The 12,215-nt window shown below is 58.2% G+C and carries 14 protein-coding genes; all 14 read left to right on the forward strand.

The window, feature by feature from the left end; genetic code table 11:
* The first annotated feature begins 22 nt into the window (after positions 1–22).
* The 14 genes from aspS (at position 23) to queC (ending at position 12,172) form a co-directional block, all read left to right on the forward strand.
* Positions 23–1,798 carry an aspartate--tRNA ligase gene (gene aspS / locus IB245_RS25890; protein ID WP_008029229.1) on the forward strand — a complete coding sequence of 592 codons (1,776 nt, stop codon included), beginning with the start codon at positions 23–25 and terminating at the stop codon, positions 1,796–1,798.
* Between the two features lie 120 nt (positions 1,799–1,918).
* Entirely contained in the window at positions 1,919–2,665 is a 747-nt protein-coding gene (locus IB245_RS25895) for a YebC/PmpR family DNA-binding transcriptional regulator (RefSeq protein WP_008043322.1), read from the forward strand.
* A 160-nt stretch (positions 2,666–2,825) separates the two neighbouring features.
* Positions 2,826–3,350, forward strand: coding sequence for a crossover junction endodeoxyribonuclease RuvC (gene ruvC / locus IB245_RS25900; protein WP_019693260.1), 525 nt, complete (start codon positions 2,826–2,828; stop codon positions 3,348–3,350).
* Between the two features lie 115 nt (positions 3,351–3,465).
* Entirely contained in the window at positions 3,466–4,080 is a 615-nt protein-coding gene (gene ruvA / locus IB245_RS25905; RefSeq protein WP_008027783.1) for a Holliday junction branch migration protein RuvA, read from the forward strand.
* Entirely contained in the window at positions 4,081–5,142 is a 1,062-nt protein-coding gene (ruvB, locus tag IB245_RS25910; RefSeq protein ID WP_008027785.1) for a Holliday junction branch migration DNA helicase RuvB, read from the forward strand. It begins immediately after the preceding gene.
* Positions 5,143–5,269: 127 nt separating this feature from the next.
* Positions 5,270–5,737, forward strand: coding sequence for a tol-pal system-associated acyl-CoA thioesterase (gene ybgC / locus IB245_RS25915; protein WP_008027788.1), 468 nt, complete (start codon positions 5,270–5,272; stop codon positions 5,735–5,737).
* Positions 5,727–6,422 (forward strand): protein TolQ, encoded by a 696-nt coding sequence (tolQ, locus tag IB245_RS25920; protein WP_008027789.1) that lies wholly within the window; start codon positions 5,727–5,729, stop codon positions 6,420–6,422. Before ybgC ends, tolQ begins: the two co-directional genes overlap by 11 nt.
* A 23-nt stretch (positions 6,423–6,445) precedes the next feature.
* Positions 6,446–6,898, forward strand: a complete 453-nt coding sequence (gene tolR / locus IB245_RS25925) for a protein TolR (protein WP_161806672.1) — start codon at positions 6,446–6,448, stop codon at positions 6,896–6,898.
* Positions 6,898–7,977, forward strand: coding sequence for a cell envelope integrity protein TolA (tolA, locus tag IB245_RS25930; protein WP_008038679.1), 1,080 nt, complete (start codon positions 6,898–6,900; stop codon positions 7,975–7,977). Before tolR ends, tolA begins: the two co-directional genes overlap by 1 nt.
* Positions 7,974–9,275 (forward strand): Tol-Pal system beta propeller repeat protein TolB, encoded by a 1,302-nt coding sequence (tolB, locus tag IB245_RS25935; protein WP_032832453.1) that lies wholly within the window; start codon positions 7,974–7,976, stop codon positions 9,273–9,275. The genes tolA and tolB overlap by 4 nt, the downstream gene beginning before the upstream one ends.
* A gap of 52 nt (positions 9,276–9,327) precedes the next feature.
* Positions 9,328–9,825: a peptidoglycan-associated lipoprotein Pal gene (gene pal, locus IB245_RS25940; protein ID WP_008027793.1), complete on the forward strand. Its 498-nt coding sequence runs from the start codon at positions 9,328–9,330 to the stop codon at positions 9,823–9,825.
* A 6-nt stretch (positions 9,826–9,831) separates the two neighbouring features.
* The gene (ybgF, locus tag IB245_RS25945) at positions 9,832–10,665 is read left to right on the forward strand and encodes a tol-pal system protein YbgF (protein WP_008038675.1); all 834 of its coding nucleotides are present in this window, start codon (positions 9,832–9,834) and stop codon (positions 10,663–10,665) included.
* A 165-nt stretch (positions 10,666–10,830) separates the two neighbouring features.
* On the forward strand, positions 10,831–11,478 hold the full coding sequence (queE, locus tag IB245_RS25950; protein WP_192229105.1) for a 7-carboxy-7-deazaguanine synthase QueE: 648 nt from the start codon (positions 10,831–10,833) through the stop codon (positions 11,476–11,478).
* Between the two features lies 1 nt (position 11,479).
* Positions 11,480–12,172: a 7-cyano-7-deazaguanine synthase QueC gene (gene queC / locus IB245_RS25955; RefSeq protein WP_008038671.1), complete on the forward strand. Its 693-nt coding sequence runs from the start codon at positions 11,480–11,482 to the stop codon at positions 12,170–12,172.
* Positions 12,173–12,215 lie beyond the last annotated feature (43 nt).

A 12,215-nucleotide genomic window follows, 5' to 3' on the forward strand; every position in this document is an offset into this window, starting at 1 on the left:
TACGAGAAGTGAAACCACTACCATGATGCGCAGCCATTATTGCGGCCAACTGAACGAAAGCCTGGAAGGCCAGGAAATTACCCTTTGCGGATGGGTTCACCGTCGCCGTGACCACGGTGGGGTGATTTTCCTCGATATCCGTGATCGTGACGGTCTGGCCCAGGTGGTGTTCGACCCGGACCGCGCTGAAACCTTCGCCGCCGCCGACCGCGTGCGCAGCGAATACGTGGTTAAAGTGACCGGCAAGGTCCGCCTGCGTCCGGCCGGTGCCGGCAACGCCAACATGGCGTCGGGCATGATCGAAGTGCTGGGCTACGAGCTGGAAGTACTGAACGAATCGGAAACCCCGCCGTTCCCGCTCAACGAATACTCCGAAGTGGGCGAAGAAACCCGTCTGCGCTATCGCTTCCTTGACCTGCGTCGCCCGGAAATGGCCGAGAAGCTGCGTCTGCGTTCGCGCATGACCACCAGCATCCGTCGTTACCTCGACGAGAACGGTTTCCTCGACGTCGAGACGCCGATCCTGACCCGTGCCACCCCTGAAGGCGCACGTGACTACCTGGTGCCGAGCCGTACTCACGCCGGCTCGTTCTTTGCCTTGCCGCAATCGCCACAGCTGTTCAAGCAGCTGCTGATGGTGGCCGGCTTCGACCGTTACTACCAGATCGCCAAGTGCTTCCGCGACGAAGACCTGCGTGCCGACCGTCAACCTGAATTCACCCAGATTGACATCGAAACCAGCTTCCTCGATGAAAAAGACATCATGGGCCTCACCGAAGGCATGATCCGCAACCTGTTCAAGGAAGTGCTGGATCTGGAATTCGGTGAATTCCCGCACATGACCTTCGAAGAGGCCATGCGCCGTTACGGTTCCGACAAACCGGACCTGCGTAACCCGCTGGAACTGGTGGACGTTGCCGACCAGCTCAAAGAAGTCGACTTCAAGGTCTTCAGTGGCCCGGCCAACGATCCGAAATGCCGTATCGCTGCCCTGCGTGTTCCTGGCGCAGCGAGCATGCCGCGCAAGCAGATCGACGACTACACCAAGTTCGTCGGCATCTACGGTGCCAAGGGCCTGGCGTACATCAAGGTCAACGAGCGCGCCAAAGGCGTTGAAGGCCTGCAGTCGCCAATCGTCAAGAACATCCCTGAAGCCAACCTCAACGTGATCCTCGATCGCGTTGGCGCAGTGGATGGCGACATCGTGTTCTTCGGTGCCGACAAAGCCAAGATCGTCAGCGAAGCCTTGGGTGCACTGCGGATCAAGGTCGGTAACGACCTGGACCTGCTGACCTGCAAGTGGGCGCCAATGTGGGTCGTCGACTTCCCGATGTTCGAAGAAAACGACGACGGCAGCTTCACTGCCTTGCACCACCCGTTCACCGCGCCGAAATGCACCCCGGAAGAGCTGGAAGCCAACCCAGCGACCGCCTTGTCCCGTGCCTACGACATGGTTCTGAACGGTACCGAGCTGGGTGGCGGTTCGATCCGTATCCACCGCAAGGAAATGCAACAGACGGTATTCCGCCTGCTGGGTATCAATGAAGCGGAACAGGAAGAGAAATTCGGCTTCCTGCTCGACGCCCTGAAATACGGCGCGCCGCCGCACGGTGGTCTGGCCTTCGGTCTGGACCGTCTGGTGATGCTGATGACCGGCGCCCAGTCGATCCGTGAAGTGATCGCCTTCCCGAAAACCCAGAGTGCTGCCGACGTGATGACGCAAGCACCGGGTGTGGTCGATGCCAAGGCATTGCGCGAACTGCACATTCGTCTGCGCGAAACGCCAAAGGCTGAGTAAGGCTGACCCTGAAGGCGCATCCTCATGGGATGCGCCTTTTCTTCAGGTCGAGATTTTTTGTTTGCTGGCCGGCACTCCGTGTGTGGCGGGCAATGTTTCAAAGAGAATTCGGAGCGAGTTATGGCGGGTCATTCCAAGTGGGCGAACATCAAGCACCGCAAAGAACGTCAGGATGCCAAGAAGGGCAAGATTTTCACCAAGTGGATTCGTGAACTGACCGTTGCTGCCCGTCAGGGCGGCAGTGATCCGGGCTCCAACCCGCGTCTGCGACTGGCCCTGGACAAGGCGCTGGGCGCGAACATGAGCCGCGACATCATCGATCGCGCGGTGGCTCGCGGTGCCGGTGCAGCCGACACCGATGACATGGTCGAGTTGACCTACGAAGGCTACGGCCCGGGTGGCGTGGCGGTGATGGTCGAGTGCATGACCGACAACCGCAACCGCACCGCAGCGGCTGTTCGCCATGCGTTCAGCAAGTGCGGCGGTAACCTGGGTACCGACGGTTCCGTGGCTTATCTGTTCGAGCGCAAAGGGCAGATTTCCTTCGCGCCGGGTGTGGATGAAGACGCCTTGATGGAAGCGGCGATGGAAGCCGACGCCGATGACGTGGTCACGAACGAAGACGGCTCCATTGACGTGTTTACCTCGTTCGCCGGTTTCTACTCCGTGCGTAATGCGCTGGAAGCCGCCGGTTTCAAAGGTGATGACGCGGAAATCGTCATGCTGCCGACCACCAGTGCCGAACTGGATCTGGAAGGCGCCGAGAAAGTCCTCAAGCTGATCGACATGCTCGAAGACCTGGATGACGTGCAGAACGTCTATTCCAACGCGGATATCCCCGAGTCGGTGGCCGCACAGCTCGGCTAAGGGCTCACACCATCATGTAGGAGCCGGCTTGCTGGCGATGAGGCCCTCAAGTCTTGCACTGCCTTAAGGCCGTCATCGCCAGCAAGCCGGCTCCTACAGATCGGGTCGCATTCCCGTAATGTGTCATCAGCAGGCCCCACCCTCTTAAGCCGCAGGCGTTATGACTTTAATTCTTGGTATCGACCCCGGTTCGCGCATCACCGGCTATGGCGTGGTACGCGATACCGGGCGTGGCTGCGTGTACGTGGCGTCGGGCTGTATTCGTACCGGTTCCGGCGAGTTGCATGAGCGTTTGCAAATCGTCTATCGCGGCGTGCGTGAAGTCATTCAGACCTACGGCCCGGTGACCATGGGCATCGAAAAGGTGTTCATGGCGCGCAACGCCGATTCCGCGCTGAAACTCGGTCAGGCCCGAGGCGCGGCAATCGTTGCCGGCGCCGAAGAGAATCTGGAAATCGCCGAATACACGGCCACCCAGGTCAAACAGGCAGTAACCGGGACAGGCGCGGCGAATAAAGAGCAGGTGCAAATGATGGTGATGCACATGTTGAAACTCACCAGCAAACCGCAAATCGATGCCTCGGACGCCCTGGCCATTGCCATTTGCCATGCTCACACCCGTTCCAGCCTGTTGCCTCATGGTCTGGGCACGGCACGCAGTCGTGGCGGGCGCCTGCGTCTCTGATAGCATCAGCAGTCATTTTTACGGAATGAGGGTTTTGTGCCTGTGTTGTCGGCGCAACACCCTCGTTCTGTCAGTCGCCAGCCACCAAACTGGCCAACGCTCAAGGATCTGAAACGTGATTGGACGCTTGCGCGGCACACTGGCTGAGAAACAGCCGCCGCACCTGATTCTGGATGTAAACGGTCTGGGGTATGAGCTTGAAGTGCCCATGACCACGCTGTATCGCTTGCCGTCGGTCGGTGAACCGCTGACGTTGCACACCCATTTGGTCGTACGCGAAGACGCGCAGTTACTCTATGGTTTCGCCAGCAAGCGTGAGCGAGACTTTTTTCGCGAGTTGATTCGTCTCAATGGTGTAGGGCCGAAATTGGCCCTGGCGTTGATGTCGAGTCTGGAAGTCGATGAGCTGGTACGTTGCGTGCAGTCCCAGGACACCTCGGCCCTGACCAAGGTGCCGGGCGTGGGCAAGAAGACCGCCGAGCGTTTGCTGGTGGAACTCAAGGATCGCTTCAAAGCGTGGGAAACCGTGCCGGCGATGTTCGCCCTGGTGCCAAACCAGCCTGGCGGGCCGGATATTGCGCCGGTCGCCACTGCGGAAAATGACGCCGTCAGCGCGCTGATTTCCCTGGGCTACAAGCCGCAGGAAGCCAGCAAGGCGATTTCCGCGATCAAGGAGAAAGGTTTGAGCAGTGAAGACATGATTCGCCGTGCCCTGAAGGGAATGATCTAAGTGATTGAAGCTGATCGTCTGATAGCCGCCACGCCGGGCCCGCGCGACCGCGAGGAAGTCCAGGATCGGGCGATTCGTCCTGTCAGTCTGGCCGAATACATTGGCCAGCCGACCGTTCGCGAGCAAATGGAGCTGTTCATCCAGGCGGCCCGTGGGCGTAACGAATCCCTGGATCACACTTTGATCTTCGGCCCGCCGGGCCTGGGTAAAACCACCCTGGCCAACATCATCGCCCAGGAAATGGGTGTGTCGATCAAAAGCACCTCGGGCCCGGTTCTGGAACGTCCGGGTGACCTGGCTGCGCTGCTGACCAATCTCGAGCCGCACGACGTGCTGTTTATCGACGAAATCCATCGGTTGTCGCCGATTGTCGAAGAAGTGCTGTACCCGGCCATGGAAGATTTCCAGCTCGACATCATGATCGGCGAGGGCCCGGCTGCCCGTTCGATCAAGCTGGATCTGCCGCCGTTCACGCTGGTGGGGGCGACGACGCGCGCCGGCATGCTGACCAACCCGTTGCGCGACCGCTTCGGCATCGTCCAGCGTCTCGAGTTTTACAGCACTGCCGACCTGGCGACGATTGTCAGCCGTTCGGCGAACATTCTTGGCTTGCCACTGGATCCCGAAGGCGCTTTCGAAATCGCCCGCCGGGCTCGTGGCACCCCGCGGATCGCCAACCGACTGTTGCGCCGGGTGCGTGATTTCGCCGAAGTCCGGGCCAAGGGCCACATCACCAAGCCGATTGCCGATCTCGCCTTGAATCTGCTGGATGTCGACGAGCGTGGCTTCGATCACCAGGACCGGCGTCTGCTGCTGACCATGATCGAGAAGTTCGACGGTGGACCGGTGGGCGTCGACAGTCTGGCCGCCGCGATCAGCGAAGAACGTCACACTATTGAAGACGTGCTGGAACCGTATCTGATCCAGCAGGGCTACATCATGCGCACGCCGCGGGGGCGGGTGGTCACCCGGCATGCGTACCTGCACTTTGGTTTAAACATTCCGTCACGATTGGGCGAGATGCCCGTGGTAGACGAGTTCCTTGATGCAGTGGACGATTAATTAATCTTTGCGCGCTTATTTTTCGGGCATTGTGCTGTCCCAGGACCGTACTTTCGCGAGAAAGCCGCAGATCAATGAAAAACAGTTGCCTGGCCGGATTGGCAACCTGAGGAGTAAGCACTAGAGTATGCGCGCGCAAAACGGGCTTGAGCCTTTCGCACATCGTTGTCGCGTTTATTACGAGGACACCGATGCGGGCGGCATCGTGTATTACGTTAATTACCTCAAGTTTATGGAACGGGCTCGAACCGAGCGGCTCCGGGAGCTGGGCTTTGCCCAATCCCAGCTGGCAGGGGAGGACCTGTTGTTTGTCGTGCATTCCAGCGAAGCGCGTTACCACGCGCCGGCGCGACTGGACGACGAGCTACTGGTAAGCGCTGAAGTAATCGAATTGAACCGTGTCAGCCTGCGCTTTAAACAGCAGGTCAGGCGAGCCACGGATAATGCGCTGCTCTGTGAAGGGCAGTTTTTGGTGGCCTGTGTGCGCACTGAAAGTTTAAAACCCCGGGCCATTCCCGAAGCTCTACGTGCGGCCTTTGCCGACGTGAGCGGCGCGGGTACACACTCAAAGCAGGAGATAAAGCGTGGAAGCTAACGTCGTCGACCATTCCTCCATGTGGAGCCTGGTCAGCAATGCCAGTATCGTGGTGCAACTGGTAATGCTGATCCTGGTAGCCGCATCGGTGACCTCATGGATCATGATCTTTCAGCGCAGCAACTTGCTGCGCGCCGGTCGACGCGCCCTGGAGAGCTTCGAAGAGCGCTTCTGGTCGGGTATCGACCTGTCCAAACTGTACCGTCAGGCCGGCAGCAACCCGGACCCGGATTCGGGCGTCGAGCAGATCTTCCGTGCCGGCTTCAAGGAATTCTCCCGTCTGCGTCAGCAGCCAGGCGTTGACCCGGAAGCGGTCATGGAAGGCGTGGCCCGCGCCATGCGCGTCGCCATCTCCCGCGAAGAAGAAAAGCTCGAGCAGAGCCTGCCGTTCCTCGCCACTGTCGGTTCCGTCAGCCCTTACATCGGTCTGTTCGGTACGGTCTGGGGCATCATGAACTCCTTCCGTGGCCTGGCAACTGCCCAGCAAGCGACCCTGGCCACTGTGGCTCCAGGTATCGCCGAGGCACTGATTGCAACTGCGATCGGCCTGTTCGCCGCCATCCCTGCCGTTATCGCTTACAACCGTTTTGCCGCTCGCAGCGAAACGCTGATCGGCCGTTACTACACCTTCGCCGATGAATTCCAGGCGATCCTGCACCGCAAAGTGCACACCAGCGAAGAATAAGCAGGTAATTTCCAATGGCTTTAATCGCTCGAGCTCGCAAAAAGCGCAAGCCGGTTGCCGAGATGAACGTAGTGCCTTACATCGACGTGATGCTGGTACTGCTGGTCATCTTCATGGTGACCGCGCCGATGCTCAATCAGGGCGTGAAAGTTGATCTGCCCAAGGTTTCCAGCGAAGCCTTGCCGCAGGACAACAACACCCAGGTCCTGACCATTTCGATCAAGGCTGACAAGACCTACTACTGGAACCTTGGCAGCGAAGTCGACACTGAAAAGCAGCAGGACAGGGCAATGACCTTGCCTCAGATGACTGATGCGGTGACCAAGATCATTCGCGCCGGGACTGAAGGCGGCAAACGTACCCAGGTGTTCATCCGCGGCGACAAAACCGTCGATTACGGTTCCGTCATGGGTGCCATGGGCGGATTGCAGAAGGCCGGGGTCGGTAATGTTGGCTTGATTACCGAGGCACCCTGATGCAGCAAATGCGAGAGCCATCCGCCTCGGAAAGCTACTTCTGGCCTAGTGTCCTGGCGATTGTCTTGCACGTGCTGGTTTTCGGCATGCTGTTCGTCAGTTTTGCCTTCACACCGGAGCTGCCGCCGGCCAAGCCGATTGTCCAGGCGACCCTGTACCAACTGAAGTCGAAAAGCCAGGCGACCACCCAGACCAATCAGAAGATTGCGGGTGAGGCGAAGAAATCCGCCGCGCGCCAGACCGAAGTCGAGCAGATGGAACAGAAGTTGATCGAGCAGGAAGCGATCAAGGCTGCGGAACAAAAGAAGGAAGACGCGGCTCAAAAAGCCGAAGAATCCAAGAAGGCCGACGAGACCAAGAAAGCGGAAGAGGCTAAAAAGGCTGATGAAGCCAAAAAAGCCGATGAAGCGAAGAAGACCGCCGAGGCCAAAAAGGCTGAAGAGAAACAATTGGCTGATATAGCCAAGAAGAAGTCTGAAGAAGAAGCCAAGAAAGCGGCTGAAGAAGAGGCCAAGAAAGCGGCCGCGGAAGAAGCCAAGAAGAAGATCGTCGAAGACGCGAAGAAGAAAGCCGCGGAAGACGCCAAGAAGAAATCTGAAGCTGAAGAGGCGAAGAAGAAAGTCGCCGAAGATGCGAAGAAGAAAGCTGCTGCCGATGCTGCGAAAAAGAAATCGCAGGAAGCGGCACGTAAATCCGCCGAAGAGAAAAAGGCTCAGGCCCTGGCAGATTTGCTTTCCGACACGCCTCAGCGTCAGCAGGCCTTGGCGGATGAGCAGGGTGACGAAGTCGCCGGCAGTTTCGATGACCTGATTCGTGCTCGTGCAGCGGAAGGCTGGGCTCGTCCACCTTCGGCACGCAAAGGCATGACGGTCGTGTTGCAAATCGGCATGTTGCCGGACGGTACGGTGACTTCGGTCAGCGTGTCCAAGTCCAGTGGTGACGGTCCGTTTGACGCGTCGGCAGTTGCTGCGGTCAAGAATATTGGACGTTTGACAGAAATGCAGGGAATGAAGCCGAGTGATTTCGCTCCGTATCGTTCATTCAAGATGACATTCACACCTGAGGATCTAGCCTTGTGAGAAACCTTCTTCGAGGAATGCTTGTCGTGATCTGCTGCCTGGCAGGGATTGCGACGGCAGATGAAAAAAACATTCTGGTCACCAGCGGCAGCGATCGGGCTACTCCGATCGCCGTCGTACCGTTTGGCAACCAGGGCGGCAGCGTGTTGCCGGACGACATGGCCGAAATCATCGGTAACGACCTGCGCAACTCGGGTTACTACTCGCCGATTCCAAAGCAGAACATGATCAGCCAGCCGAGCCAGGCCAGCGAAATCATCTTCCGTGACTTCAAGGCGCTAGGCGCCCAGTACGTCATGGTCGGCAGCATTGCTCCGGCGGGCGGTCGCCTGCAGGTTCAATACGCTCTGTTCAACGTCGCCACCGAACAGCAAGTGCTGACCGGCAGCGTGTCGGGCAGCGTTGATCAACTGCGTGACATGTCGCACTACATCGCGGATCAGTCGTTCGAAAAACTCACCGGTATCAAAGGTGCGTTCTCGACACGTCTGCTGTACGTGACTGCAGAGCGTTTCTCCGAGAAGAACACGCGCTACACGCTGCAGCGTTCTGACTATGACGGTGCCCGTGCCGTGACCCTGCTGCAATCGCGCGAGCCGATCCTGTCGCCGCGTTTTGCACCGGATGGCAAGCGCATCGCTTATGTGTCGTTCGAGCAGAAGCGTCCGCGCATCTTCATGCAGAACATCGATACCGGTCGCCGTGAGCAGATCACCAACTTCGAAGGCCTGAATGGCGCGCCAGCCTGGTCGCCGGATGGCAATCGCCTGGCGTTGGTTCTGTCGAAAGACGGTAACCCGGATATCTATGTGATGAACCTGGGTTCGCGTCAGCTGACCCGTGTCACCAACGGTCCTGGCATCAACACCGAACCGTTCTGGGGCAAGGATGGTAATACCCTTTACTTCACCTCCGACCGTGGCGGCAAGCCACAAATCTACAAAACCAGCGCCAGTGGCGGTGGTGCGGAGCGTGTGACTTTCATCGGCAACTACAACGCCAATCCGAAGCTTTCGGCTGATGAAAAGACCCTGGTGATGATTCACCGCCAGGATGGCTTCACTAATTTCAAGGTGGCGGCCCAGGATTTGCAGCGCGGAAGCGTAAAAATCCTCACTGATAGCACTCTGGACGAGTCGCCTACTGTTGCGCCCAACGGCACCATGGTAATCTACGCCACCCGCCAGCAGGGCCGGGGAGTCTTGATGCTCGTGTCCATTAATGGACGCGTAAGGCTCCCGCTTCCTACCGCACAAGGCGAAGTCAGAGAACCTTCCTGGTCCCCTTACCTGAACTGACGCGGCGCTACACGTTGTACTTAACACACTGGGGTTCATTAGGAGTTTCACGATGGAAATGCTGAAGTTTGGTAAATTTGCTGCGCTGGCTCTGGCCATGGCTGTAGCTGTAGGTTGCTCGTCCAAAGGCGGCGACAACGCCGGTGAAGGCGCTGTTGATCCAAACGCTGGTTACGGCGCTAACACTGGTGCCGTTGATGGCTCCCTGAGCGAAGAAGCTGCTCTGCGCGCAATCACCACCTTCTACTTCGAATACGATAGCTCGGACCTGAAGCCAGAAGCCATGCGCGCTCTGGACGTTCACGCCAAAGACCTGAAAGCAAACGGCGCTCGCGTTGTTCTGGAAGGCAACACCGACGAACGTGGTACTCGTGAGTACAACCTGGCACTGGGCGAGCGTCGTGCGAAAGCCGTTCAACGCTACCTGGTACTGCAAGGTGTTTCCCCAGCTCAGCTGGAACTGGTTTCCTACGGCGAAGAGCGTCCAGTTGCTACCGGCAACGACGAGCAGTCCTGGGCTCAAAACCGTCGCGTCGAACTGCGTAAGTAATTCGTCATGCGAACGTGCCGTCGTGCTGTAACTGTTTTGGCTCTCAGCCTCGCACCGCTTGCGGTGTGGGCTGCGGTTCCTGTGGTCGATAATGACTCCGGCTATAACAATAGCGGGAGTAGTTATCCGCCTGCGGGTTACGGTACGAACGGCGCCTATGCCGGGGGAGGGGTTTCGGCCCCTGTCTCGGCACAGGGCGAGCTGTTCAACCAACTGCAATCGATGCAGGAGCAGATCTCGCGCCAACAAGGTGTGATTGAAGTTCTGCAAAATGATGTAGCGCGCATGAAGCAGGAAAACCTGGAGCGATACCAGGATCTTGATCGGCGCATAGGAACCGGCGTTGCACCAGCCGCGACTCCTGAGAATTCTTCTACCGGTGGCGATCTGAATGCCCCCGGCGCAGCAGCGGGTGCAGGGGCGGCAGCCGCTCAGGCTCCGGCCGCGGGTAGCGAACCGGCGGATCCAGCGAAGGAAAAACTGTATTACGATGCAGCCTTCGACTTGATCAAGGCCAAGGATTTCGACAAAGCCAGTCAGGCTTTCTCCGCTTTCCTGCGCAAATACCCGAACAGCCAATACGCGGGCAATGCCCAGTACTGGTTGGGCGAAGTAAACCTGGCCAAAGGCGATCTGCAAGGTGCAGGTCAGGCATTTGCCAAGGTTTCGCAGCTGTACCCAAAGCACAACAAAGTGCCTGATTCGCTGTACAAGCTGGCTGATGTAGAACGCCGCCTCGGTCATCCCGACAAGGTAAAAGGCATTCTGCAACAGGTCGTGTCCCAATATCCGGGCACTTCCGCCGCTCAGCTTGCCCAACGTGATCTGCAACGCATGTAAGCCTGCTTGACCCATTTCGAAGAAACCCGCGCTTGTCGCGGGTTTTTTCGTTAGAATTCACGCCCTTTTTATGAAATACGCTTTTTGGGGCCTGCGCGTTGGCGAGGTTCCTTGAAGTGCTGACGGAGGCGGACAGCCTGTTTAGCTGTTACGCCCGTGGCGACTATGCAAGACACATTGAGAATCACCGAAGTTTTCTACTCGTTGCAGGGGGAAACGCGGACTGCCGGGCTGCCCACAGTATTTGTGCGCCTGACCGGTTGCCCATTGCGTTGCCAATACTGCGACAGCGCCTATGCGTTCACTGGCGGTACTGTCCGAACGCTCGACGACATCCTCGAGCAAGTGGCCGGTTTCCGCCCGCGTTATGTGTGTGTCACCGGCGGAGAGCCGCTGGCGCAACCCAATGCCATCCCATTGCTCAAGCAGTTGTGCGACGCCGGTTACGAAGTGTCACTGGAAACCAGTGGTGCGCTTGATATCTCGGCGGTAGATTCACGCGTGAGTCGCGTTGTCGACCTGAAAACCCCGGGTTCGAAGGAAGCGCATCGCAACCGCTATGAGAACATCGAGCTGCTCACCCCCAACGACCAGGTGAAGTTTGTCATCTGCTCGCGGGAAGACTACGACTGGGCCGTGTCGAAGCTGATTCAGTACGGTCTGGATCGCCGAGCCGGTGAAGTGCTGTTCTCGCCAAGCCACCATGACCTGAATGCTCGGGATCTGGCTGACTGGGTGGTGGCGGACAACCTGCCAGTACGTCTGCAACTGCAGCTGCATAAATATCTTTGGAATGACGAGCCGGGGCGCTGATATGACTGAACAAACGAATACTGCTGAAAAACGTGCGGTCATCCTGCTGTCCGGCGGCCTCGACTCGGCGACGGTCGTGGCCATGGCTCGCGCTGAAGGCTATAGCTGCTACACGATGAGCTTCGATTACGGTCAGCGGTCTCACGCTGAATTACACGCCGCTGAGCGTGTTGCCCGGGACTTGGGTGTGGTCGAGCACAAGGTCATCGGTTTGAACCTGAACGGCATCGGTGGCTCGGCACTGACCGACAGCAGCATTGATGTGCCGGAAGAGGCCGGTGAAGGCATCCCTGTGACTTACGTGCCTGCTCGCAACACCGTGTTTCTGTCCCTGGCGCTAGGCTGGGCCGAAGTGCTCGGGGCGCGCGACATCTTCATTGGTGTTAACGCTGTCGATTACTCCGGCTATCCGGATTGCCGTCCTGAGTTCATCGAGTCCTTCGAGCGCATGGCCAATCTGGCGACCAAGGCCGGTGTCGAAGGCAATGGCTTCCGCATTCAGGCGCCCCTGCAAAACCTGAGCAAGGCGCAGATCGTCCAGGCGGGCGTGAAGCTCGGCGTCGACTACGGTCTGACCGTTTCCTGCTATCAGGCGGACGATAAAGGCTACGCGTGCGGCAAATGCGACAGCTGCCGACTGCGTGCGGAAGGCTTCGCAGCCGCCGGAATCAGCGATCCAACACCTTATTTTTGATTTATTTCAAATTAGGTGTTGAATAGTCCTTAAAAATCAGTAT

The sequence above is a fragment of the Pseudomonas sp. PDM02 genome (assembly GCF_014852285.1).
In the GTDB taxonomy this organism is placed as follows: domain Bacteria; phylum Pseudomonadota; class Gammaproteobacteria; order Pseudomonadales; family Pseudomonadaceae; genus Aquipseudomonas; species Aquipseudomonas migulae.